Source organism: Streptomyces sp. NBC_00704, from assembly GCF_036226605.1.
In the GTDB taxonomy this organism is placed as follows: Bacteria; Actinomycetota; Actinomycetes; order Streptomycetales; family Streptomycetaceae; genus Streptomyces.
The window spans coordinates 4,418,396-4,441,286 of sequence record NZ_CP109000.1 but is presented as its reverse complement, the minus strand read 5'-3'; the positions used below and the strand labels follow the sequence as shown (position 1 = coordinate 4,441,286).

At 73.3% G+C, this 22,891-nt stretch carries 22 protein-coding genes; 6 read left to right on the top strand and 16 right to left on the bottom strand.

The features are described 5' to 3' along the window. Window positions 1–37 precede the first annotated feature (37 nt). Window positions 38–820, bottom strand: coding sequence for a TIM barrel protein (locus OG802_RS19460; RefSeq protein WP_329412198.1), 783 nt, complete (start codon window positions 818–820; stop codon window positions 38–40). Window positions 821–1,104: 284 nt separating this feature from the next. Here OG802_RS19460 and OG802_RS19455 point away from each other — a divergent pair, with 284 nt between their 5' ends. Continuing rightward, window positions 1,105–2,133 (top strand): LacI family DNA-binding transcriptional regulator, encoded by a 1,029-nt coding sequence (locus OG802_RS19455; protein ID WP_329412195.1) that lies wholly within the window; start codon window positions 1,105–1,107, stop codon window positions 2,131–2,133. 56 nt (window positions 2,134–2,189) lie between these two features. On the opposite strand, the gene OG802_RS19450 is transcribed toward OG802_RS19455, so the two are convergent. Continuing rightward, complete coding sequence (locus tag OG802_RS19450; protein WP_329412193.1) at window positions 2,190–3,440, bottom strand: hypothetical protein; 1,251 nt, start codon at window positions 3,438–3,440, stop codon at window positions 2,190–2,192. Window positions 3,441–3,751: 311 nt separating this feature from the next. Here OG802_RS19450 and OG802_RS19445 point away from each other — a divergent pair, with 311 nt between their 5' ends. Further along, the gene (locus tag OG802_RS19445; RefSeq protein WP_190149351.1) at window positions 3,752–3,973 is read left to right on the top strand and encodes a hypothetical protein; all 222 of its coding nucleotides are present in this window, start codon (window positions 3,752–3,754) and stop codon (window positions 3,971–3,973) included. 909 nt (window positions 3,974–4,882) lie between these two features. On the opposite strand, the gene OG802_RS19440 is transcribed toward OG802_RS19445, so the two are convergent. The 5 genes from OG802_RS19440 to OG802_RS19420 form a co-directional block, all read right to left on the bottom strand. After that, complete coding sequence (locus tag OG802_RS19440; protein ID WP_329412190.1) at window positions 4,883–5,071, bottom strand: ferredoxin; 189 nt, start codon at window positions 5,069–5,071, stop codon at window positions 4,883–4,885. Between the two features lie 25 nt (window positions 5,072–5,096). Beyond that, the gene (locus tag OG802_RS19435) at window positions 5,097–5,660 is read right to left on the bottom strand and encodes a hypothetical protein (RefSeq protein WP_329412188.1); all 564 of its coding nucleotides are present in this window, start codon (window positions 5,658–5,660) and stop codon (window positions 5,097–5,099) included. 229 nt (window positions 5,661–5,889) lie between these two features. Next, the gene (locus OG802_RS19430; protein ID WP_329412186.1) at window positions 5,890–6,285 is read right to left on the bottom strand and encodes a luciferase domain-containing protein; all 396 of its coding nucleotides are present in this window, start codon (window positions 6,283–6,285) and stop codon (window positions 5,890–5,892) included. Window positions 6,286–6,398: 113 nt separating this feature from the next. Further along, a complete protein-coding gene (locus OG802_RS19425) occupies window positions 6,399–7,301 on the bottom strand; it encodes a TIGR03943 family putative permease subunit (RefSeq protein WP_329412184.1) in 903 nt (300 codons plus the stop codon). Continuing rightward, the gene (locus OG802_RS19420; RefSeq protein ID WP_329412183.1) at window positions 7,298–8,452 is read right to left on the bottom strand and encodes a permease; all 1,155 of its coding nucleotides are present in this window, start codon (window positions 8,450–8,452) and stop codon (window positions 7,298–7,300) included. The genes OG802_RS19425 and OG802_RS19420 overlap by 4 nt, the downstream gene beginning before the upstream one ends. Before the next feature lie 188 nt (window positions 8,453–8,640). Here OG802_RS19420 and OG802_RS19415 point away from each other — a divergent pair, with 188 nt between their 5' ends. After that, complete coding sequence (locus OG802_RS19415) at window positions 8,641–10,524, top strand: NAD-binding protein (protein ID WP_329417203.1); 1,884 nt, start codon at window positions 8,641–8,643, stop codon at window positions 10,522–10,524. Between the two features lie 255 nt (window positions 10,525–10,779). Here the strand turns inward: OG802_RS19415 and OG802_RS19410 are convergent, their stop codons facing one another. After that, window positions 10,780–12,597 (bottom strand): S9 family peptidase, encoded by a 1,818-nt coding sequence (locus OG802_RS19410; RefSeq protein WP_329412180.1) that lies wholly within the window; start codon window positions 12,595–12,597, stop codon window positions 10,780–10,782. Window positions 12,598–12,755: 158 nt separating this feature from the next. Between OG802_RS19410 and OG802_RS19405 the strand changes: the two genes are divergently transcribed. Beyond that, window positions 12,756–13,667, top strand: a complete 912-nt coding sequence (locus OG802_RS19405; protein WP_329412178.1) for an SURF1 family protein — start codon at window positions 12,756–12,758, stop codon at window positions 13,665–13,667. On the opposite strand, the gene OG802_RS19400 is transcribed toward OG802_RS19405, so the two are convergent. The 4 genes from OG802_RS19400 to OG802_RS19385 form a co-directional block, all read right to left on the bottom strand. Continuing rightward, window positions 13,637–14,665 (bottom strand): hypothetical protein, encoded by a 1,029-nt coding sequence (locus OG802_RS19400; RefSeq protein ID WP_329412176.1) that lies wholly within the window; start codon window positions 14,663–14,665, stop codon window positions 13,637–13,639. The two genes, OG802_RS19405 and OG802_RS19400, sit on opposite strands and share 31 nt — an antisense overlap. Before the next feature lie 128 nt (window positions 14,666–14,793). After that, window positions 14,794–15,510, bottom strand: a complete 717-nt coding sequence (locus tag OG802_RS19395) for a SigE family RNA polymerase sigma factor (protein WP_329412174.1) — start codon at window positions 15,508–15,510, stop codon at window positions 14,794–14,796. Window positions 15,511–15,853: 343 nt separating this feature from the next. Beyond that, on the bottom strand, window positions 15,854–16,921 hold the full coding sequence (locus OG802_RS19390) for an aspartate-semialdehyde dehydrogenase (RefSeq protein ID WP_329417201.1): 1,068 nt from the start codon (window positions 16,919–16,921) through the stop codon (window positions 15,854–15,856). Further along, window positions 16,921–18,198: an aspartate kinase gene (locus OG802_RS19385; RefSeq protein WP_329412172.1), complete on the bottom strand. Its 1,278-nt coding sequence runs from the start codon at window positions 18,196–18,198 to the stop codon at window positions 16,921–16,923. The genes OG802_RS19390 and OG802_RS19385 overlap by 1 nt, the downstream gene beginning before the upstream one ends. Before the next feature lie 225 nt (window positions 18,199–18,423). Here OG802_RS19385 and OG802_RS19380 point away from each other — a divergent pair, with 225 nt between their 5' ends. Together OG802_RS19380 and OG802_RS19375 are read left to right on the top strand one after the other, a co-directional pair. Further along, window positions 18,424–19,131: a response regulator transcription factor gene (locus OG802_RS19380; RefSeq protein ID WP_329412171.1), complete on the top strand. Its 708-nt coding sequence runs from the start codon at window positions 18,424–18,426 to the stop codon at window positions 19,129–19,131. Then, the gene (locus OG802_RS19375; protein ID WP_329412170.1) at window positions 19,128–20,480 is read left to right on the top strand and encodes a sensor histidine kinase; all 1,353 of its coding nucleotides are present in this window, start codon (window positions 19,128–19,130) and stop codon (window positions 20,478–20,480) included. Before OG802_RS19380 ends, OG802_RS19375 begins: the two co-directional genes overlap by 4 nt. Window positions 20,481–20,490: 10 nt before the next feature. Here OG802_RS19375 and OG802_RS19370 read toward each other — a convergent pair whose 3' ends face one another. The 4 genes from OG802_RS19370 to OG802_RS19355 all read right to left on the bottom strand — a co-directional run bounded on the left by OG802_RS19370 (window position 20,491) and on the right by OG802_RS19355 (window position 22,838). Next, the gene (locus OG802_RS19370) at window positions 20,491–20,988 is read right to left on the bottom strand and encodes an SgcJ/EcaC family oxidoreductase (RefSeq protein ID WP_329412168.1); all 498 of its coding nucleotides are present in this window, start codon (window positions 20,986–20,988) and stop codon (window positions 20,491–20,493) included. A gap of 157 nt (window positions 20,989–21,145) precedes the next feature. Then, window positions 21,146–21,811, bottom strand: coding sequence for a DUF5063 domain-containing protein (locus tag OG802_RS19365; RefSeq protein WP_329412166.1), 666 nt, complete (start codon window positions 21,809–21,811; stop codon window positions 21,146–21,148). After that, complete coding sequence (gene recR, locus OG802_RS19360) at window positions 21,804–22,403, bottom strand: recombination mediator RecR (protein ID WP_329412165.1); 600 nt, start codon at window positions 22,401–22,403, stop codon at window positions 21,804–21,806. Before recR ends, OG802_RS19365 begins: the two co-directional genes overlap by 8 nt. A gap of 90 nt (window positions 22,404–22,493) precedes the next feature. Further along, the gene (locus OG802_RS19355) at window positions 22,494–22,838 is read right to left on the bottom strand and encodes a YbaB/EbfC family nucleoid-associated protein (RefSeq protein WP_329412164.1); all 345 of its coding nucleotides are present in this window, start codon (window positions 22,836–22,838) and stop codon (window positions 22,494–22,496) included. Window positions 22,839–22,891 lie beyond the last annotated feature (53 nt).

The window sequence follows — 22,891 nt, the reverse complement described above, 5'->3', positions numbered from 1 at the left end:
CGGTGTTCCGTCGACACGGCGGGCCGGTGTCGACTGGTCAGGGCGTGAAGGCCTCGCGGAAGCGGTTCAGGGCGGACTCGGTGTTCTCGGAGGCCCAGGCTTCCATCGCGACCGTGCCCTCGTAGCCGATCTCCTTCAGCACGCGGGCCACGGCGGGGTAGTTGATCTCGCCCGTTCCCGGTTCGCGGCGGCCCGGGACGTCGGCCACCTGGATCTCGCCGATCAGGTCCGCCGCGTGTGCCCGGCGGACGAGTTCGATCAGGTTCCCTTCGCCGATCTGGGCGTGGTAGAGGTCCAGGTTCATCCGCAGGCCCGGCCGGTCCACCGCACGGACCAGGGCGAGGGTGTCGGCGGCGGTCGCGAACGGGACTCCGGGGTGGTCGACGGCCGTGTTGAGGTTCTCCAGCGTGAACACGACGCCGGCGCTCTCGCCCAGCTCCGCGATCCGGGTGAGCGTGCGGTGGGCGGCGAGCCACATCGCACCGGTGGCCTCCCCGGTCACCGGCGTCACGGGCAGGCCCCGGCCGTCCAGTCCGGTGCCGTGCAGGTTCAGCCGGGGGCAGCCGAGCCGGTCCGCCGCCCGGACGGATTCCTCGGCCGTGCGCAGGAGTTCGGCCGCGCCCTCCTCGTCGGTCAGGCTGCCCCTGATGTATCCGGTCATGGACGAGAACTCGGCCGGAGTGCGGGCCAGGGCGTCCAGGTCGTGCCGGGTCCAGTCCCAGATCTCCACCTGGAACCCGGCGTCATGGACGCGCCGGGCCCGTTCGTCCATCGGCAGATCCAGGAAGACCATCTCGGCGCAGACCGCCAGTCCGTACATCCCGGCACCCCTTTCCCATTCTCGTTCCGTCTCCATGGGCCTTGCCGCACCCCTGACGGGGCTCGCCGGTATCGCTGAGCGATCGCGTGAGGCCTAGAACGTTCTAGTCATCGGGCGACCCCGCCGCTCTTGAGGTGCAGTACGCCAGCCGGCGTTCCGGCCTGTCAAGGCTTTCTCTGTCGTTCATCTCCCGCATCTCCCGCATCTCCCGCATCTCCGGCTGGCTGGAACGTTCTATGGTGGGTCGGTCGTGGTGGTGAGTGGGAAGTGGGCAGGAGGGGCCGGTGTCGCTCGTTCCCGGGGTTCCGGATCGGAAGCGGCCCACGCTCGCGGACGTCGCCGCGCGGGCCGGTGTGTCCACGGCTCTGGTGTCCATCGTGATGCGCGACGCCAAGGGCGCCGGCGCCGCCACGCGCGAGCGGGTCTTCCAGGCCGCGCGGGAGATCGGGTACCGGCCCGACGCGCGGGCGCGGTTGCTGCGCAGCCGGCGGTCACGGCTGCTCGGCGTGCAGTTCGGTCTTCAGCAGCCCTTCCACGCCGACCTGGTGGAAGGCGTCTACGCCGCCGCCGACGCGGCCGGCTACCAGATCGCGCTGAGCGCGGTGACCGCGACGCGCAGCGAGCAACGCGCCGTCGAGACGCTCCTCGCCGACCGCTGCGAGGCGCTGATCCTGCTCGGCCCCCAGGCTCCCGTCGCCCGCCTGGCGGATCTCGCCGGACAGCTTCCGGTCGTCTCCGTGGCCCGGCGGTTGCGGCGGGCGGACGGCGGTCCCGAGGTCGTGCGGACCGCCGACGACGAGGGGGCCCGGCAGGCGGTGGAGCATCTCGTGGCCCTCGGCCACCGCGACGTCGTCCACATCGACGGCGGTCGCGCGCCCGGCGCCGCCGACCGGCGACGCGGCTACCGCACCGCCATGAACCGGCACGGCCTGGGCGCGCACGTCCGCGTGCTCCCCGGCGGGCCGAGCGAGGAGGCGGGCGCCGCCGCCGCCCGCGCCCTGATCGCCGTCGGGCCACGCCCCACCGCCGTCCTCGCCTTCAACGACCGCTGTGCGAGCGGGGTCCTCGACGTCTTCCTGCGCGCCGGCGTGACCGTTCCCGGGGACGTCTCGGTCGTCGGTTTCGACGACAGCCGGCTGGCCCGTCTGGCCCACATCGGCCTGACGACCGTCGGGCAGGACGCCGCGCGCCTCGCCCACCTCGCCGTGGGGCGGGCGGTCGCCCGGGTGGAGGGCGTCGCCGCTCCGGCCGCGGCCGAGGACGTCGTGCCGCCCCGGCTCGTCGTCCGCGGGACCACGTCCCCGCCCCGCTGAGGGTCGACGACCGGTCCCGGCGGGCGGGCGGGGCCCCCGCGGCTCACCTCACCGTGTCAGCGGGCTTCCTCCGGATCGGCCGTTGTCCGGGGCGGAACGTATCTGCCGTCCTCGAACGGGGTGAACCACGCCCGGAACGCCGGGCCCCCGTAGGACTCATGGGACTGATGGGGCTCATGGGACTCGTGGGGCTCATGGGACTCCTGGGAATCCTGGGACTCGTAGACGTTGTCCGTGAACGCGTCCAGCGCGGCGGAGACCTCGTCGTCCAGGAGTCCGTGCAGTTCCAGGGTCGTGGTCGCCTGGTTCAGGAGGAACCTCAGGGCGATCTCCTCGGCGACGCAGTTCAGACGCCGGAAGCTTCCGTCGGTGAAGCGGGTGGTCAGGGCGATCACCGTGACCAGGAAGCGGCGGGCGAAGCGGGCGTCGTACTGGAGGGCGTAGCGGTCGGGGAGGCGTTCCAGCTGCCACAGGGGACCTTCGCACTCCGCGACGGTGGCGTCCTCCTGGGCCAGGACCTGGACGTCCTCGAACAGCTCCTCCACCAGGAGGTCGGTCGCGTAGACCAGGGCGCCGGCGGCGAGCCGTGCGCTCCCGGCCGTCCCGCCGCTCCCGGCGCTCCCGGCGCTCCCGGCGCTCCTGCGGTCGTCGTCGTCACCCGCGCCGCCTGTGGGTTCAGCCGGTTCAGCCGGTTCAGCCGGTTCGGTGGGTTCGGTGGGTTCAGCGGGTTCGGTGGCCTGTGCCGGTTGCGCGGCCGGGCGGGCGGTGAACTTCGTCAGGGGGAAGGAGCGGAGCTCGTCGGCGAGGGCGAGGATCCGGGTGCGTACGGCCGTCGCGTCCGCGCCGTCGCCGCGGCCCGCGCCGGGGGCGTCACCGGGCTCCTCGGGAGGCGGGGCGGCCGTGTGGCGGGCCTTACGGGCGGCGGGGTCGTCGGGTGGGGCGTCGGGGCCCTCGGCCGCGTCGAGGCTGGCCTGGGCCCGGTCCTCGTGCAGCTCGACCTCGCACCGTTCGATCGTCCAGTCGGCCAGCAGCTCGGTGTGCTCCAGCAGCTCGTCCACGAGCACCTGGACCGAGTCCTCGGCGGCCTCCAGGGCCGGAGCGTCCACGACGACCTTCAGCAGGGCACCGCCGGGGTGGACGGACACGATGGTGTCCAGGAGTTCGACCTTCACGTCGCCGGGCCCCTCGACGGCGCGGACGGATGCGAAGCCGTCCTCGATGAGCGCCACGGCGCCGGCACGCTGAAGCGGATCCATCTCCGGAAGACCTTCCGGGATGCAGGTGTCCACGGTCACTACGTACGTCACGCGTCCGAGCGTGTCAGGAGAGGGCCGCCCGGCGCGAGGGAGCGGTCGGGTCCGCGACGACAAATCCGGTCCGCGCGGGCCGGACGGCCGGTCCGCGCGCCGCAAGTGTGCGGGATGCAGAAAATCAGTCGAAGTAAACAAGGCGTCAAACAGTCGGGGCGTCCGGCACTCCCCCGGTGCCGAAATCCCAGGTCAGTGGCGTACGGTCGGTGATCGTCGGCTGTGCGGGGGCGGGCGCCGGCCGGGTCTGCGACGAAGAGCGCACGCGGACGGCTGCCTCGAACCGACGACCTCGGGCCATACTGGAGACAATGACAAAGCCAGCTGCACAGAAGCGCTACTTGCCTACCAGCCCCTTCAAGGCTCCGGTCGCCCCACCGCCCAAGCAGTTCGCCGTGGGAGACCAGGTCACGCACGACATGTACGGCCTCGGCCGCGTGATCGGCATCGAGGACGGCATCGCGGCGCTCGTGGATTTCGGGTCGGCGCAGGAGCGGATCTTGAGTCCGTACGCCAAAATGAGCAAGCTGTAGTACCGCTGTGCCCGGTCACGGCACGCCAGGCCCCTTTGCGGGCCTGTACCGAATGGGAGACCTCTCATAGACCTGACCTCGCTGTTCTCCGCCCCGGAGGGGGCCCTCTCGCACTCCTCCGCGGCCTCGCCGCGTCCGGTGACGAATCCGTTCCAAGCACCGGACTTCGGGGATGACGAGACGTACGCGGCCTCCTTCGCAGCCGAGGACGCGGACGTGTCCGGCTCGAACGCGAGCACGGCCCGCCGCAGGGCGAGCTAGCCCGCACGTCCGTTCCGCCGCAGGGCGAGCCAGGCCGGACGCCGGTCCCGTCGCCGGACGAGCCGGTCCGTACAGCTGCGCCCACGGCTGTCCTCGTGCGACGCGAGGGCCACGGCGCGCGGGCCGGCCCCGCCGCCTGCCGGATCTCCCAGGCCGTCCGGCCTGAACGCCCCCCGTCGGCGGTGTCCGTTGCGCGCTGGACGCCCGCCGGACGGCAGCCGTATGCCCGCCGCGAGTCTCCACGAGCCTCCACGAGCCCGGCGGGCGGCTCCCCGCCCGCCCCCGGCCGGCCTCGCGGCTGCCCCATGCCGCCTTATTGCTGCTAGATCCTGCCGATTTACTGCTGGATCCTGCCGGATCACTGCTGGTTCCTGCTGGGCGTCCGTGGACGGCCGTTCCGGCGGGGCGTGCGGGCCGCCGGCACCTCTCACGTCGTCCTGCCCGCCGGTGCTCCGGGTGACCGCCCATCCGAACGCGCAGCGTGATCCCGATCACAACGACAGAGCAGGTGAGAAGTCGACTCCCGCCGGACCAGCAGCCTTGTTAGCCTTGGCCATAGCCCGGTCGCTGGTGCATCCCCCGTCGCCAGCGACCGGGTCTTCCGCTGCCCCCGGCGGTCCCAGCGCCCCCAGCGCCCCCAGCGCCGTCCTACTGGATGCGGATGGCCTGTGACGGGCAGCGTTCGGCCATGTCCCGCACCTGCGGCTCGTCGGCCGCCGTCTCCTCGCGTCCCGGTATGACGGCGCCGAGACCGTCCACCGCGGTGAAGACGGAGGGCACGCGCAGCGCGCACTCCCCGGAGGCGTAACACATCTCGGGGTCCACGGAGACTCTCATACGGTCTGCCTGCCCCTCGGGCAGGTCAGTCAACCGGCCGCCCGCCCGCCCGGGCCATCCAGTGCGCGACCCGGCGCAGCGTGGTCTCGTCGACGCGGTCGACCAGGGTCCGTACGGCCGTCCCGTCCTCCGCGGCGAGGTCGTGGAGGCCCGCCTTGCCCAGACCCGCCATGAGCACCTGGTGCCGACGGTCCTCCAGGCGTTCCGCATGCCTGGCGTGGCCCGGCCCCGCGGGGCCCTCTGCCATGGGCGCGGCCGCGGGCTCCGGGGCGGCGGTGCCGACGATGCCGGTGGTGTCGGGGGTGCCGGCGGTGTCGGGGGTGCCGGCGGTGTTCGCCCCGGTGAGGTCGAAGCGCTGCCACGCACCGCCGTCGGGTCCCCACAGGGCGACGGTCGCCTCGTCGCCCCTGGCTCGCACGACCTGCGTCATCTCGCCGATCGCGTACAGCACGGGCGTGCGGTCGGGGGATTCGGCGGCGCAGCGCCAGGACGACGAGCGGGAGTCGTAGAACATCGCCGCCCAGCGCGGGGTTCCCGGCGGCTGCGGGCTGTGCGGGGGCCGCGTCGAACGGTCCGGGTCGGCCGCCATGGCGCTCACTCCTTCTGCCTCGGCGCGTGCTCTGGTCCGGTGCGGGCGACCATAACTGACGGGCCGTCAGGTAACCAGACGTCCGCCGACAGCCATCGGCCGGTGGCGGATCCGTCGCCGACCGTCCGCCCGCAACCATCCGTCACCAGCCACCCTCCGACAGTCGTCCGGCACCCGCACCAGCCGTCAATCACCGATCGGCAATGGCGTGTTGGAGGCTCCGTGGGGTTCAGAAACCGCCTGCGGTCTGGCGGGTGAGCGTCGCCTCGCGGTGGTCGTTGCATCGCGGGAAGGGCGCGTCGTCGGCGCCGGGGTGCCTCTGGTGGGCCTGTAGCGCGGCGCTGACCAGCGTCATGAGGAGGTCGATGTCCGTCTCGCACTCCAGATGGACGGTGACCCACGACGAGCCGGGCAGCAGCCGGATGGCCGTGGAGTGTCTGAGGTCCTTCTCGAACCGGCGGATCGCCGTGGCGGTGAGATGCAGGTCGACACTGCGGTCGGAGTGGAAGTGCACGATCTCGACAAGGCCCGAGCGCAAGGCCCGGCCGGTGCCGCAACTGGGCCGGCCCTCCGCGAGGTCCGGCCAGATCGCCAGTCGTGTCATGGCACGCGAGGCCGCCGTCATGGCCCCATCATGAGGCGCTCACCGCCCCGCCACCAGGGGTTGAGGAAGGCTTAACCGAGCTGATCGCGGGCCGCGTGCGCCCTTCGGCACCGATCGTGATCCACCCGGAACCCTCAGTTGTTCCAGGACTCGTCGTAGGGGTCCGCGGGCGTCGGCGCCGGCTCGGCGCGGGTCACCTTCAGGAAGGGGATGGGGCCGTCGTTGACCGGGTCGCGGGCGATGCGCGGGGTGTAGACGCCGGTGACGGTCAGCCAGGCGTCGGGCTGGAGGACCGGCGGGATGCGGCCGGTCAGGCCGATCTTGACCGGCTGGGCGTCCGCGGCACAGCAGTTGAGGGCCATGCGGACCAGGTAGGGGGTGCCGTCGTGGTCCAGGGCGACGAACCCGGTCAGCCGGACCTGGCGGCCCGCGAGGGTGCGGCCGTGGTCGTAGACGGCCCGGCCCGCGTAGTCGACGACGCCGAGCGGGAGGGGGTCCGTCGCGGGGAGGGACGGATAGGCGAAGGGCTCCTGAAGGGCCGTCCCGGTGCGGGTCGCGCTGTAGGAGCCGAGGGCGGGCGGGGCGACCAGGATCAACGCCAGGAGGGGCAGGATCAGCAGCCAGGCGACCCGTGGCTCGCGGTGCGAGTGCGCCGCCGGTGCGGGGGCCGACGCGTCGTGGGGCTGCGGTGCGGGACCGGCGGCCGATCCGTCGTGGGGTTGCGTGGTGGGCCCGGCTGCGGACTCGCCGTGGGGCTGTGGTGCGGGCACGGCGGCCGATCCGTCGTGGGGTTGCGTGGTGGGCCCGGCTGCGGACTCGCCGTGGGGTTGCGCGGTGGGCCGGTGGGTGTGGTGCTTGGTCCGGCGCCGTTCGTACCACGCCGTCGCCAGCGCCGTCACGATGAGGACCGCGCCGGCCGCCAGCAGCAGGGGTCGCAGGCCCGCCTTGACGTAGCGCAGGTACAGGTCGGTGGCGCCGGCGTGCAGCAGGGCCGCGCCGAGGAGGAAGAGGACGGCCGACTGGGACTGTCGGTTCACAGCAGCACCCACCCCGTGAGCAGCGCCGACGCGATGGCCAGCGCGAAGGTCGCCGGGGCGAAGCGCAGCGCGAAGCCCCGGCCGAACGTGCCCGCCTGCATCGCGAACAGCTTGAGGTCGATCATCGGGCCGACCACCAGGAAGGCGAGCCGTGCCGTGAGGGAGAACTGGGTCAGGGACGCGGCGACGAACGCGTCCGCCTCCGAGCAGATGGAGAGGATCACCGCGAGGAGGGCCAGGGTCAGGACGGCCACCGCCGGGTTGTCGGCCGCCGTGCGCAGCCAGCTCGCGGGGGCGACGGACTTCAGTGTCGCCGCCGCCATCGCGCCCACGACGAGGAATCCGCCCGCGTGCATCACGTCGTGCCGGACGGAGTCCCAGAAGGCGGCGCCCCTGGTCTCCCCCTCGTGCGGTGCGTGGGTGGGCAGGCGCAGCCAGTCCGTGCGGCCGAGCCGCTGCCACAGCCAGCCCATCGCGCAGGCCGCGAGCAGACTGGCGGCGAACCGGGCCACCACCATCTCGGGGTCGCGGGGGAAGGCCACGGCCGTCGCCGTCAGCACGATCGGGTTGATCGCCGGCGCGGAGAGCAGGAACGCGAGGGCCGCGGCGGGGGTGACGCCCCGGCGGACCAGCGCGCCGGCCACCGGCACCGACGCGCACTCGCAGCCGGGGAGCACCGCGCCCGCGAGTCCGGCGACCGGCACGGCGAGCGCCGGGCGCGAGGGCAGTGCGCGGGCGAAGAAGCTGGGCGGCACGTAGACGGCGATGGCCGCCGACAGCAGCACCCCGAGCACCAGGAACGGCAGCGCCTGGACCACGACGGCCACGAACACCGTCATCCAGCTCTGCATCACCGGCGCGGACAGGGCCCGGCGGACCGGGCTCTGCAACAGCACCATGAGGAGCAGCAGCATGGTCAGCACGAGCGGGGAGCTGAGCCGCGGCGAGCTGGGCTGCGGGGTGCTGGGCCGCGGGGAGCTGAGCTGCGGGGTGGTGGGCTGCGCCGCCCCGCGAGCGGACGCCCCGACCGCCTCGTCCGGCACGCCCGTCTCCTCCCGCCCGGCCTTCTCGGCCCGCCCGGCCTTCTCAGCCCACCCGACCTTCTCCTCCCGCCCAATCTCCTCGGGCGGGGCCTCTTCGGCGATCGCCACGGGTCGGGCACCTCCGGCTTCCGGGTTCTCCCTGTTGTCCGTCTCTCGCATTCCCTCCCCTTTCCTACGGAAGTTCCGCCCCGGCCGTTCACGTCCGTCGTGGAACCGCCCGTCCCCGTGAGGCAGTCTTCTCCCTCGTGGGGAGCGTTCCGAATCAGGGTCAGCCGCCGGGGGCCGCCGGCGCGCACATGGTGGTGTGCGGCGACGACGGCCTGGCGCACCGGCTCGCCGCCGAACTGCGGGGCGTGTACGAGGAACAGGTCACGCTCGTCGTCCCGCCCGCCGAGCGCATGGTGCGGCCGCCGGTCGTCGGGCGGGCCCGCGCGGTGTCGGCGGCGCTGCTCGACCGGGTGGTGAGCGCGGCCGTCAACCGGGCGGCGGGCAACGGCACGCCGTCCCCGGCGCCGGGCGAACCCGCGGGCCGCCAGCGCGTGTTGGAGGCTGTGGAGGCCACCGAGGCCGTGCTGGCCGAGGCGGGCGTGGAGCGGGCCGCCGCGCTGGCCCTCGTGTACGACGACGACGAGACGAACATCCGCGCCGCCCTCACCGCCCGCCGGCTCAATCCCCGGCTGCGGCTGGTACTGCGGCTCTACAACCGGCGGTTGGGCCAGCACATCGAGGAACTCCTCGACCAGGCAGCCGCGTTGGCCACCGGCGACGACCCCGACGTCTCCCGCACGTCCGGGGACGCCTCGACGACGGTCCTGTCCGACGCCGACACCGCCGCGCCCGCGCTCGCCGCGACCGCCGTCGTCGGCACCAGCAAGGTCGTCCAGACGGACGGGCTGCTGCTGCGCGCGGTCGAGCGGCCGCCGTCCGGGACCGGGGAGCCGGGCGCGCCGGGTCGCCCCACGCTCGCGCTGCTGTCGGCGAACGGCGGCGACCCGGCGTTCGCGGACGGTTCCGAGACCAGCGGCGAGCACGGCCCGCTGCTGCTGCCGGACGCGGAGACGGTGCGGGAGGCCGCCGCGTCGGGCAGGCGCGGATCGGTCGTCCTGGAGCAGGTCGCCTACTCGGCCGGGCCCGCGCTGCCCGCCGGGCGGGGCGTCGGGGTCATGGCGCCGTTCGCCTCGTTGTTCTCGCGGCGGCTGCGGTGGTCGCTGGCCGGGCTGGTCGGGTGCGTGTTCGCGCTGGCGGTGGCGCTGTGGGTGGTGACCGGGGTCCATCCGCTGGGCGCGCTGTACCTGACGCTGCTGGACCTGTTCGCGATCAACGACCCGGCGGTGGGGGCGAACACCGGGCGGCAGGTCCTGCAACTCCTGTCCGGACTGATCGGGTTGCTGCTGCTGCCGGTGCTGCTGGCGGCGGTGCTGGAGGCGCTCGGGACGTTCCGCGGGGCGGGGACGCTGCGCCGGCCGCCCCGGGGGCTCGGCGGGCATGTCGTGCTGCTGGGGCTGGGGAAGATCGGCACGCGGGTGCTGATCCGGCTGCGGGAGCTGGACATCCCGGTGGTGTGCGTCGAGGCGGGGCCCGAGGCGCGCGGGCTGGCGGTGGCGCGGCGGCTGCGGGCGCCGGTGGTGCTCGGGGACGTCACGCAGGAGGGGGTGCTGGAGGCCGCGAAGATCCACCGGGCGCACGCGCTGCTCGCGGTGACCAGTTCCGACACGACGAACCTGGAGGCCGCGCTGTACGCCCGCTCGCTGCGGCCGGATCTGCGGGTGGTGCTGCGGCTGTACGACGACGACTTCGCGACCGCCGTGTACCGGACCCTGCGGGCGGCGCATCCCCAGGCACTGACCCGCAGCCGGAGTGTTTCGCATCTGTCGGCTCCGTCGTTCGCCGGGGCCATGATGGGCCGGCAGATCCTGGGGGCGATCCCGGTGGAGCGGCGGGTGCTGCTGTTCGCCGCGCTGGAGGTCGCGGGGTACGCGCAGCTGGAGGGCAGGACGGTCGGGGAGGCGTTCCGGGCCGGCTACTGGCGGGTGCTGGCGCTGGACACGGGGCGGGAGCGGCAGGGCGGCCCCGGGCTGGTGTGGGATCTGCCGGACGAGTACGTCCTGCGGGGCTCGGACCGGGTGGTGCTGGCGGCCACCCGCCGGGGGCTGGCCGAGTTGCTGCGGCGCAGGCGGTAGGGGGCGTGACGGGTGGGGGGCGTGACGGGCCGGTGCCGGCGTGACGGGCGGGGGGGCGTGACGGGCCGGTGCCGGCGTGACGGGCGGGGGGCGTGACGGGCGGGTGGGGCTGCGGAGGCTTCTCGCCCTCGCCGCCTTTACCCGTCCCGTACAACCCGCCCAACCCGTACAACCGACATAGCCCGTACAACCCGCACAACCCACATAGCCCGTACAACCCGTACAACCCGTACAAGGCGATCCCGGGCCCCAGGGTCAGACCGGCAGGTGCCGTTCCGCGAACTCCAGCTCCAGGCGGACCTGCTTGATGCGTTCGTCGACCACGAGTGAGCCGTGGCCCGCGTCGTAGCGGTACACCTCGTGCACCGCGCCTCTGGCCTCCAGGCGTCGGACGTAGTTGTCGATCTGGCGGATGGGGCAGCGGGGGTCGTTCACGCCGGCCGAGATGTGGACGGGGGCCCGCACCTTGTCGACGTAGGTCAGCGGGGAGGAGGCCTCGAAGCGTTCGGGGACCTCCTCGGGGGTGCCGCCGAGGAGGGTGCGGTCCATCGCCTTCAGGGCCTCCATCTCGTCGTGGTAGGCCGTGACGTAGTCGGCGACGGGCACGGCGGCGATGCCCACGGCCCAGGCGTCGGGCTGGACGCCGAGGCCGAGGAGGGTGAGGTAGCCGCCCCAGGAGCCGCCGGTGAGGATCAGCCGGGCGGGGTCGGCGAGGCCGGAGTCCACCGCCCATTCGCGGACGGCCTCGATGTCCTCCAGCTCGATGAGGCCCACGCGGTGCTTCAGCGCGTCGGTCCAGGCGCGGCCGTAGCCGGTGGAGCCGCGGTAGTTGACGCGGACCACCGCGTAGCCGTGGTCCACCCAGGCCGCCGGCGCGGCCGCGAAGGCGTCGCTGTCGTGCCAGGTCGGGCCGCCGTGGATGTCGAAGACGGTGGGCAGCGGGCCGGTGGCGTCCGCGGGCTTCTGGACGAGGGCGTGGATGCGGCCGCCGGGGCCCTCCACCCACACGTCCTGCACGGGGACGGAGCCCGGCGACTTCGGGCCGGGGGGTTCGAGGACCACCTCGCCGGTCGTGGAGCGGACCACGGGCGGCCGGGCCGCGCAGGACCACAGGTACTCCACGCTGCCGTCGGGGCGGGCGGTCGCCCCGGAGACGGTGCCCGGCGGGGTGGGGATCCGCTCCAGCTCGGCGCTCGCCAGGTCGTAGCGGAACATCTCGCTGCGGGCCTCGAAGCTGTGCACGATGAGCAGGCCGGAGCCGTCCGGGTACCACTCGGCGCTGACGTCGCCGGGCAGGTCCAGGTCCAGGTCCGTCTCGGCGCCCGTCGTCACGTCCCAGACGAGGGGCTCCCAGCGGCCGCGGCGCTGGTGGCCGATGAGCAGGCGGGGGTCGCCGTCGACGGGGGCGAAGCCCAGCACCTCCAGGCCCAGCTCGACGGTGCCGCCGCGGGTGTCGTCGAGTTCGGCGACCTCGGTGCCGTCCAGGTGCAGGACGCGCAGCGCGGAGTGCATCGCGTCGCCGTGCTCGGTGTGTTCGACGGCGACGAGGCGCCCGTCGTGGGAGAGGTCGCCGACGCCGGCGGACTCCCGGTGGCGGTACAGCTCGAAGGGGGGCTCGCCGGTGCGGGTGACGTGGATGGTGGTGCCGTCCTCGTCGGTGGAGCGGCCGACGACCGCCGTGCGGCCGTCGCGACCGAGGGCGAGGCCCGCCGGGTAGGAGGCGTCCAGGCCGGGCGTGGCCAGTTCGTCCTCGCCGCCGGTGAAGGACTGGCGGCGCCAGACGCCGAACTCGTCGCCGTCCTTGTCGTCGAACCACCAGATCCAGGCGCCGTCCGGGGAGAGCACGCCGTCCGTCGTGCCGTTGGCCCGGTCGGTGACCTGTCGCCGGTCGCCGGTGGCACGGTCCCAGGCGTACAGCTCGTACGTCCCGGTCGCGTTCGACACGAAGAGGGAGTGGTCGGGGGCGTCCTGCGCCCAGTCGGGCAGCGACACCCGGGGCGCGCGGAAGCGCTTCTCCCAGTCGGGCATGTCCTCGTACCGCTCGGGTGCGGCGGACGCGTTGCTCTCAGTCATGGCCCCATACTGCCCGCCCGCGCCCGCAAAGAGACGCCGAGGTCCCCAGCCTGTGGACAACTTCCCACCGACTTCCCACCGGCTACGCACCGGCTTCCCACCGAAGAGGCTCACCCCCGCGGGGCGCGGGGGGCTTCAGGCCCCGTACCGTGGGGGGCGTGTACCGGTTTCTGCTGACGCCCCGATGGTGGGGGATCAACGTCTTCGTGCTGCTGGCCATCCCCTTCTGCCTGTTCATGGGGTCCTGGCAGCTGAGCCGGTTCGAGGCGCGGGTGGACGACCACCGTGACGCGAAGACGCAGGCCGAGTCGGCCCGTACGGGGGCCGTGCGGCCGCTGGCCGAGCTGCTGCCCGTGGACAAGGCGACCTCGGGCAGGCAGGCCACCGCCACCGGTCGCTACGGCGCCCAGTTGCTGGTGCCCGACCGGGAGCTGGACGGGAAGAACGGCTTCTACGTGCTGTCCCTGCTGCGCGTCGACGGCGGCCGGGCGCTGCCGGTCGTGCGCGGCTGGCTGCCGGGCCGGGCGGACGCGGCGAAGGCCCCGGCGGCGCCCGCCGGTGAGGTGACGGTGACGGGGGCGCTCCAGGCCTCCGAGCAGCCCGGCGACGACGGGGTGAGCGGCCGGGGCGGCCTGCCGGCCGGGCAGACGGCGGCGATCAGCGCCGCGTCCCTGGTCAACCTGGTGCCCTACGACCTGTACGACGCGTGGATCACGCTGGACGAGGCCTCGCCGGGGATGACGGCGGTGCCCGCGAAGGCGGCGTCCGGCACGGGCCTGGATCTGAAGGCGTTCCAGAACCTCGGCTACACCGGCGAGTGGTTCGTCTTCGCCGGGTTCGTGGTCTTCATGTGGTTCCGGCTGCTGCGCCGCGAGGTCGAGTTCGAGCGGGACGCCCGGCTCGGGATCGTCCCGCAGGAGCCGGCGGTCACCGGCCCGGACGGGGCCGCCGCCCCGGACGGGGCCGCCGCCCCGGACGGGGCCGCCGCCCCGGACGGGGCCGCCGCCCCGGACGCGGTCGCCGGGCCGTCGGAGCGCGCTCAGGACGAGGCCAGCACGCCCGTCCGGTAGATCGTCCCGGCGCACGCGTTCGGCACGGTCGCCCTGGCGGCCGCCGAGCCGTCCGCGCTCTTGTACGACACCACGACGCTTCCCTCGGCCGTGCCGTCCTCCGTGTACAGCTGGGCCGTGGCGCCGGAGGCGGTCTCGCCGCCGGACGCGCCGGCCGGCTCGCTCGGCGAGGGCGAGGGGGAGGCCGTGCCGCCGCCGTCCCCGCCGCCGGGGCCGCCGGGGGTGGGGCAGGTCTCGGCGGGCGCCCAGGCGAACCTCACCTCGTAGGCGGAGCCGGGGGCGAGGGTGAGCCGGGTGACGTTGAGGGAGGGGTCGGGCAGTGCGGCCGCCACGTCCCCGGAGGCGTGCGCCACGACGGTGATCTTCGTGGCGTCCGCGGCGCCCTGCGCCTCGTAGGTCAGGGAGACGGCGCCGCCGACGGTGCAGGCGGCGGACGACGAGTTCTGCACGCGGAAGACGCCGTAGACGAGGCCGGCCGCGTCGGGGACGGCGACGGTGGGGTCGGCGGCCGTCAGCTGGGCCGGCAGGCAGGCGGGCGCGTCCGCCGCGGTGGGGGCGCTGGGGCCGGTGGAGGCGGCGCCGTCCGTGGCCGCCTTGCCCTGGCCGGAGTCGGCGGCGCCGCTCTTCTCCGGTTCACCGGTGCTGCCGGTGGAGTCGCCGACCTTGCCCGAGGAGCCGCCGTCGGGGTTCTTGCCCTGATCGACGCCTCCCTGCGCCTGGGATGCCTGGCCGGCGATGGAAGGGTCGGCGTCGGAGCCGCCCGCGTTCGACACGTGCAGGACGGCGGGGACGGCGGTGCCGAGGAAGAGGGCCGCGGCCGCCATGCCGACGGCCGCCTGCCGCTTGCGGGCCCGCCGGACGGGGACGGCCCGCCGCAGGTGGTCCAGGGCGCCGTCGCGGGGCTCCATCTCCTGGACGACGTCGTGCAGCATCCGGCGCAGTGCCAGCTCGTCCGAGTCGAGCCCGTCGGGGCCCTGGTCGTCGAGGCGGTGGTTCACGGTTGAGTTCCCAGCGTGCGAGGGCTTCGGCTCTTGTGTGGGCGACGGCGGCCCGTGGCGCGCGGGGGGCTCGTCGCGCCCGGGACCGTCGGGGCCGCCGCGGTGGTCCCGCTCACCGGCTGCTCCGCTCACGCCGTCGCCTCCATGGCCTTGCGCAGGGCGGCGATCCCGCGCGAGCCGTACGCCTTGACCGAGCCGAGGGAGACGCCGAGGGTCTCGGCGACCTGGGCCTCGGTCATGTCCGCGAAGTAGCGCAGCACGAGGACCTCGCGCTGGCGGCGCTGGAGGCCCTTCATGGCCTTGATGAGCGAGTCGCGCTCCAGCTGGTCGTAGGCGCCCTCCTCCGCGCTGGCCATGTCCGGCATCGGCTTGGAGAGCAGCTTCAGGCCGAGGATGCGGCGGCGCAGGGCGGAGCGGGAGAGGTTGACGACCGTCTGGCGCAGGTAGGCGAGGGTCTTCTCCGGGTCGCGGACGCGCTTGCGCGCGGAGTGGACGCGGATGAAGGCCTCCTGGACGACGTCCTCGCAGGAGGCGGTGTCGTCGAGGAGGAGGGCGGCGAGCCCGAGGAGGGAGCGGTAGTGGGCGCGGTAGGTCTCGGTGAGGTGGTCGACGGTGGTGCCGGCCGCCACGGTGTCGTCGGCGGTCTCGGTGGTCGCCGCGGTCGCGGCGCCGTCGGGGGCGGTGGCGCCGTCACGCTGGCCGGGGACGCGGGCGGGCCGCGCTGCGGGCATGGGCGCGATCACCGGCATGCCGCCGGGCGCGCCGGCGGTGCGGGTTCGTACGGCGCCGCGGGGCCGCAGGGCCGCGCCGAGGGGCGCCACCGGGAGTTCGAGTACCTCTGCCACGCCAGTTGGACACACTTCCCCCCGCGGGGGTTGTACGCGTCCGGCGTCTCTTTCGCGTCGGCCAAGGCCCCGCGCACCCGTCTCATGTGTCCCGCTCTTCCCCTGTAACCCTAGGAACGGGCGTCCCCACGCCCGTACCACGGCCGTCCCCGTACGCTGTGATCGTTCACACGCCTGTGCACACCGCAGGGTGACCGCAAAGACGCGCCCCGCCCTGCGCACGGTTGCGGGGGCGGGGAGGAAAATCTTCGGATGCCATAGGTGTCCGATACAAGTGGTTCGGACCGTCGACCGGCTCACATTGCTTGAAAGATCTTACAATCCGACACCGCGCGGGTCGGCGTCATTTCCGTCCGGACAGCTCGGCGGCCAGCAGCTCCGCGATCTGGGCGGTGTTCAGCGCGGCCCCCTTGCGCAGGTTGTCCCCGCACACGAACAGCTCCAGCGCCGTCGGGTCGTCCAGCGCCCGGCGCACCCGGCCCACCCAGGTCGGGTCGGTGCCGACCACGTCGGCGGGCGTGGGGAACTCCCCCGCCGCCGGGTTGTCGAAGAGGACGACGCCGGGAGCCGTCGCGATGATCTCGCGGGCCCCGTCGACGGTGACCTCGTCCTGGAAACGGGCGTGGACGGTGAGCGAGTGCGTGGTGACGACGGGAACGCGCACGCAGGTCACCGCCACCGGCAGCTTCGGCAGCCCGAGGATCTTGCGGGACTCGTCCCGCACCTTCATCTCCTCCGAGGACCAGCCGTCCTCGCGCAGCGAGCCCGCCCACGGGACGACGTTCAGCGCGACCGGCTCCGGGAACGGGCCCGTGTTGTCGCCGACGGCCCGCCGCACGTCGCCCGGGTGCGTGCCCAGCTCGGTGCCGGCCACCAGCGCGATCTGCTGCCGCAGCGTCTCCACCCCGGCCCGCCCGGCCCCGCTCACCGCCTGGTACGAGGACACCACCAGCTCGCGCAGCCCGTACTCGGCGTGCAGCGCGCCCAGGGCGACGATCATCGACAGCGTCGTGCAGTTCGGGTTGGCGACGATCCCGCGCGGCCTGTTGCGCACCGTGTGCCCGTTGACCTCCGGGACCACCAGCGGCACGTCCGGGTCCATCCGGAAGGCGCCGGAGTTGTCCACCACGACCACGCCCCGGGCGGCGGCGAGCGGCGCCCAGTGCGCGGCGACGTCGTCCGGCACGTCGAACATGGCGACGTCGACCCCGTCGAAGACCTCCTCCGACAGGGCCAGCACCTCGACCTCCTCGCCGCGCACGGCCAGCTTGCGGCCGGCCGAGCGCGGCGAGGCGACGAGTCTGATCTCGCCCCAGACGTCGGCCCGCTGGGACAGGATCCGCAGCATGACCGTGCCGACGGCCCCGGTCGCCCCCACGACCGCGAGCGTCGGGCGGCGCGTTGCCGAGATCAACGCCCGGTGCCCCCGTAGACGACGGCCTCGTCGCTGTCGGAGTCGAGCCCGAAGGCGCTGTGCACGGCGCGCACCGCCTCGTTCACGTCGTCGGCGCGGGTCACGACCGAGATGCGGATCTCGGACGTCGAGATCAGCTCGATGTTGACGCCCGCGTCGGCCAGGGCCTTGAAGAAGTCGGCCGTGACGCCCGGGTTGGTCTTCATCCCGGCGCCGACCAGGGAGATCTTGCCGATCTGGTCGTCGTAGCGCAGCGAGTCGAAGCCGATGCCGGCCCGGTTCTTCTCCAGGGCGTCGATGGCCTTGCGGCCCTCGGCCTTGGGGAGGGTGAAGGAGATGTCCGTCAGGCCGGTCGCGGCCGCGGACACGTTCTGCACGATCATGTCGATGTTGATCTCGGCGTCGGAGATCGTGCGGAAGATCGCGGCTGCCTCGCCCGGCTTGTCCGGCACGCCGACGACCGTGACCTTGGCCTCGGAGGTGTCGTGCGCGACACCGGAGATGATGGCCTGCTCCACCGGCTTGTCCCCTTGCTCGATCGGTGCACTGCTGACCCACGTGCCCTGGAGTCCGCTGAAGGACGAGCGGACGTGGATCGGGATGTCGTAGCGGCGGGCGTACTCCACACAGCGGTGGAGCAGCACCTTGGAGCCGGACGCCGCGAGCTCCAGCATGTCCTCGAAGGCGATCCAGTCGATCTTGCGCGCCTTCTTCACCACGCGCGGGTCGGCGGTGAACACGCCGTCCACGTCGGTGTAGATCTCGCAGACCTCGGCGTCGAGCGCGGCGGCCAGGGCGACGGCCGTGGTGTCGGACCCGCCGCGCCCCAGCGTGGTGATGTCCTTCTTGTCCTGGCTGACGCCCTGGAACCCGGCGACGATGGCGATGTTGCCCTCGTCCAGCGCGGTCCGGATGCGGCCCGGCGTGACGTCGATGATCCGGGCTTTGTTGTGGACCGAGTCGGTGATGACGCCTGCCTGGCTGCCGGTGAACGACTGGGCGCTGTGGCCCAGGTTCTTGATCGCCATGGCCAGCAGGGCCATGGAGATCCGCTCTCCGGCGGTCAGCAGCATGTCGAATTCCCGGCCGCTGGGCATCGGTGACACCTGCTCGGCGAGATCGATCAGCTCGTCCGTCGTGTCGCCCATCGCGGAAACTACGACGACCACCTGGTGGCCGTTCTTCTTCGCTTCCACGATCCGCTTGGCGACGCGCTTGATGCCCTCGGCATCGGCTACGGAGGAGCCTCCGTACTTCTGCACGACAAGGCCCACGTGCGCTCCTCGCTCAGTTTGTCTCTTTGCCGCACATACGCCCTTGTACTGCGGTCGGCTCAGTCTAACGAGCGCCCGAAATCCGCCTCCCGGGTACCGCATGGTGAGACTCGCGGGCCCGCGGAGGACGCGCGGACGCCCGTCGTCGGGGCTTCCCTGCCCACTGAGGCCGAAGTGATAGCTGTGAATTAACTTTCAAGCACTTCACCGCACTATCGTGCCGCTGTGCACGTACTCCTGGTGGAAGACGACGAACCGGTCGCCGAGTCGCTCCGGCGCGGTCTGCAGCGCTACGGCTTCGCCGTCGACTGGGTCACCACGGGCGCCGCCGCCCTCGCCCACCCCGGCCCCTGCGACGTCGTCCTGCTCGACCTCGGCCTGCCCGACACCGACGGCCTCGACGTCTGCAAGGCCCTGCGCGACCGGGGCAGCGTGCCGATCATCGTGATCAGCGCCCGCAGCGACGAGACGGACCGCGTGGTCGGCCTGGAGCTGGGCGCCGACGACTACGTGTCCAAGCCGTTCGGGGTGCGCGAGGTCATCGCCCGCATACGGGCGGTGCTGCGGCGCGTGCAGCCGCGCCCCGCGGGGGCCGACGCCGGCCCGGACCGCTACGGGCCCCGGCTGACCGTCGACCGCAAGGCGGCCCGCGTCCACGTGGACGGCGCCGAGGTCGCGCTCGCGCCGAAGGAGTACGACCTGCTCTCCTTCCTCACCGAGGAACCGGGCGCGCTGATGTCGCGCGAACAGATCATGGAAGCGGTCTGGGACGCCAACTGGTTCGGGCCGACGAAGACCCTCGACGTCCATGTGGCCGCCCTGCGGCGCAAGCTGGCCGGGGTCGTCGTCATCGAGGCGGTGCGCGGCGTCGGCTTCCGCCTGGAGATCGTCAAGGACGCCGGTCCCGGGCCCGACGACGCCGGCCCCTCATGAACCGTCAGCTCATCCGCAGCTACATCCTGATCGTCGCCGTCGCCATCCTGCTGTTCACCGTGCCGGTGGCCTTCACCCTCACCAAGCAGCTGCGCGACGACACCGAGCTGTCCGTCCTGCGCGAGGCCGACACCATGGCGCTGCTGCTGGGCAACGGCGACCGCATCTCCTGCGAGGCCCTGACCGAGGTCGCCCGGGCCTACGGCGACAAGACCCCCGGCGACGTCCAGGTCACCCCCACCCGCACCTGCGCCCCCGGCCTGCCCCGGCCCGCCGAGGACGCGGCGCTGACCCGGGCCGTGCGGGACGGCTCCCCCAGCACGGACTGGGGTTCGGACTTCATCTGGGGCAGCAGGCTGACGGTCACGGTGCCCGCGCGCGGGGACGCGGCCGTCCGGATCGTCTACTCGACCTCGGACATGACCCGGCGGCTGTGGCAGATCTGGGGCTTCCGGGCCGGGCTCGCCGTCCTCGTCCTGGCGGCGGCCGGCGCGATCGGCGGGTACGCCGCCCGCCGGATCACCGCGCCGCTGCGCGCGCTCAACGCGATGGCGAGCCGGTTCGGCGACGGGGACCTGACCGCCCGTTCCCCGGTCACGGGCCCGCCGGAGACGCGGACCCTGGCGCGCACCCTCAACCAGGGCGCGGAGCGCCTGGACACCCTGGTCGACTCGCAGCGCGTCTTCGTGGCCGACGCCTCGCACCAACTGCGCACCCCGCTCACGGCGTTGCGGCTGTCGCTGGACAACATCGCGGACGGCGTGGACGACGAGTCGGTCCGCGAGGACGTGGAGCAGGCGACTGCGGAGGTCGTCCGCATGAGCCGGCTGGTGAACGGACTGCTGGTGCTGGCGCGGGCCGAGGCGAAGGTGACGGCCGCGGAGCCGCTGCCGCTGGCGGAGATCGTGGCCGAACGGCTCACGGTGTGGAGACCGGCCGCCGACGAGCGCGGAGTCACCATCGCGCTCGGGGGGAGTGGTGTCGGCGGCCGGCCGTCTGTGCTGGCCGGCCCCGGTCATCTGGACCAGGTGCTGGACAACGTGCTCTCGAACGCCCTGGAGGTGTCGCCGGACGGCGGGACGATCACCGTCCGCGTGGAGTCGGGGGCGGGGGAGGCGGTCCTGTCCGTGGCGGACGAGGGACCGGGCATGCCGGACGCGGACAAGGCCCGCGCCTTCGACCGCTTCTGGCGCGGCCAGGGCCTGACCGGGCGCTCGGGCTCCGGGCTCGGCCTCGCCGTCGTCAGACAGCTGGTGACCGACGACGGCGGGACGGTGGTCCTGGCGGACGCCCCCGGCGGCGGGCTGTGCGTGCGCATCACGCTGCGGACCGCGCCGCCTGCGGGCTGAGCCGGGGCGGTCAGCTCTCGGGCATCGCCGAGGAGTGGTGGTTGACGATCAGCCACTTGCCGCCGCGCTTCTCGTACTCGTAGGTGTAGCGGGCCTCGACGACTCTCTTCTTTCCGGTGACCGGGTCGGTGAGCGTGAACCGGTACACGCCGCTGTCGAGGGCGGAGTCGCTGTCGAGGACGTTGATGTGCGTCTCGATCTTCTCGCCGACCGGCTTGTTCTGGAGGAAGTGCTCCATGTAGTCCACGATGCCGGCGCGGTCGGCGCGCACCTCGTCGGAGAGGGTCGGCAGCAGCACCGCGTCCTTGGCGTAGCGGTCGGCCACGACGTCCGGGTCGTGGGTCCGCAGCGCGGCGTTCCAGCCGTCGAACAGGGCGGCGATCTGCTTCTTGCCGGGCTTCGGCGCCTTCTCGGGGCCGGCCGCGCTGACTCCGGCCGACACCGTCGCCGCGGTGACGACGACGGCGGCGGTGACGAGGGCGGCGCGTATGCGGGTCGTGCGGGTCATCGCAACTCCTGTGCGGCTCGGTGCTGTCGGGATGACCCAAGCCTCGCGTCCGCCCGGTCAGGGCCCGTGCAGCCTCCGTACAGGGGACGTCCAACACCGTGCCAACTCTCGGACGGCGACGCCGCGGCCCGCCCGCGGCCGCCCGCCGCGGCCGCCCTCAGCTCCTGACGCCGCCGACGCCCGGCTGTCCGCCGATCTCCTCGGCCATCACCCGGCCCGCCTCGAACTCCAGCGTCTCGTCGCCCAGGGCCGACTGGTCGGTGTCGAGACCGTCCAGCTCCTCCAGGGGCTGGTCCAGCCGGACGTGGGCGAGCACCGAGTGCAGGGCGCGCAGGGTCGCCGACGCCGTGGAGCCCCAGTTGGAGAAGTAGGAGAACTGCCACCACCACAGGGCCTCGGTGGTGCGGCCGGCCCGGTAGTGGACCATGCCGTGGCGCAGGTCGGCGATGACGTCCGCGAGGTCGTCGGAGATCCGGGCCGGCACGGGCGCCTTGCGGGGCTCGTAGGGATCGAAGACCTCGGAGTAGATGTCGACCGGCTCCAGAAGGCGGGCCAGGTTCTCGCGCAGTACGTCCGCGTCCGGCTCGAAGCCGGGGTCGGGCTCGTAGCGCTCGTCGGGGACGATGTCCTCGTGGGCGCCGAGCCGGCCGCCGGCCAGGAGCAGCTGGGAGACCTCCAGCAGCAGGAAGGGGACCGCCGAGCCCGGCTCGTCGCCCTTCGCCACCTCGGTGACGGCCACCAGGAAGCTCTCGATCTGGTCCGCGATCTGGACCGCGAAGTCGTCCGGGTTCTGCTCGGTCGCGTGCAGCGTGGCGTCAGACATCTAGGAGTCGTCTCCCCTCGAAGGCGCGGCCGAGGGTCACCTCGTCCGCGTATTCCAGGTCGCCGCCCACCGGGAGGCCGCTGGCCAGGCGGGTGACCTTCAGGCCCATGGGCTTGATCATGCGGGCGAGGTACGTGGCCGTGGCCTCGCCCTCCAGGTTGGGATCCGTGGCCAGGATCAGCTCCGTGACCGTGCCGTCCGCCAGCCGCGCCAGGAGTTCGCGGATCCGCAGATCGTCGGGACCCACCCCCTCGATGGGGCTGATCGCCCCGCCCAGGACGTGGTACTTGCCGCGGAACTCACGGGTGCGCTCGATCGCGACGACGTCCTTGGGCTCCTCCACGACGCAGATGCAGCTCGGGTCCCGGCGCGGGTCGCGGCAAATGCCGCACAGCTCCTCCTGCGCCACGTTGCCGCAGGTCGCGCAGAAGCGGACCTTCGCCTTGACCTCCAGGAGGGCGTGGGCGAGACGCCGTACGTCCGTCGGCTCCGTCTGAAGGATGTGGAAGGCGATCCGCTGCGCGCTCTTGGGACCGACGCCGGGCAGCCGCCCCAGCTCGTCGATGAGGTCCTGGACCACGCCTTCGTACAACGGACTGCCGTCCTTCCTGGGGTTCCTTGCCGTACGTACGGTAGTCGGCCGGGGCCGGTCCGCGTAAGGGCGGGCCGGCCGTGGCCCGGGTCAGAAGGGCAGACCCGGGATGCCGCTGCCGCCGCCCAGGCCCTGGGTCAGCGGGCCGAGCTTCTGCTGCTGAAGCGTCTGGGCGTTCTCGTTGGCCGCCTGGACGGCCGCGACGACCAGGTCGGCGAGGGTCTCGGTGTCCTCCGGGTCCACGGCCTTCGGGTCGATCCGCAGGGCGCGCAGCTCGCCGGAGCCCGTCACGGTCGCGCTCACCAGGCCGCCGCCCGCCTGCCCGTCGACCTCCGTGTTCGCCAGCTCCTCCTGCGCGCGGGCCAGGTCCTGCTGCATCTTCTGGGCCTGCTGGAGCAGCTGCTGCATGTTGGGCTGGCCACCACCGGGAATCACGATCAGCTCCTGGGTCTACGACGGTCGGGCGTTCCTCCGGGCGGGTTTCACCC

Excerpts from the sequence above, each read along its gene's own strand:
- OG802_RS19460 (WP_329412198.1), bottom strand. The coding sequence starts at position 820 with ATGTACGGACTGGCGGTCTGCGCCGAGATGGTCTTCCTGGATCTGCCG.
- OG802_RS19445 (WP_190149351.1), top strand. The coding sequence starts at position 3,752 with ATGACAAAGCCAGCTGCACAGAAGCGCTACTTGCCTACCAGCCCCTTC.
- OG802_RS19440 (WP_329412190.1), bottom strand. The coding sequence starts at position 5,071 with ATGAGAGTCTCCGTGGACCCCGAGATGTGTTACGCCTCCGGGGAGTGC.
- OG802_RS19435 (WP_329412188.1), bottom strand. The coding sequence starts at position 5,660 with ATGGCGGCCGACCCGGACCGTTCGACGCGGCCCCCGCACAGCCCGCAG.
- OG802_RS19430 (WP_329412186.1), bottom strand. The coding sequence starts at position 6,285 with ATGACGGCGGCCTCGCGTGCCATGACACGACTGGCGATCTGGCCGGAC.
- OG802_RS19415 (WP_329417203.1), top strand. The coding sequence starts at position 8,641 with ATGGTGGTGTGCGGCGACGACGGCCTGGCGCACCGGCTCGCCGCCGAA.
- OG802_RS19410 (WP_329412180.1), bottom strand. The coding sequence starts at position 12,597 with ATGACTGAGAGCAACGCGTCCGCCGCACCCGAGCGGTACGAGGACATG.
- OG802_RS19375 (WP_329412170.1), top strand. The coding sequence starts at position 19,128 with ATGAACCGTCAGCTCATCCGCAGCTACATCCTGATCGTCGCCGTCGCC.
- OG802_RS19370 (WP_329412168.1), bottom strand. The coding sequence starts at position 20,988 with ATGACCCGCACGACCCGCATACGCGCCGCCCTCGTCACCGCCGCCGTC.
- OG802_RS19365 (WP_329412166.1), bottom strand. The coding sequence starts at position 21,811 with ATGTCTGACGCCACGCTGCACGCGACCGAGCAGAACCCGGACGACTTC.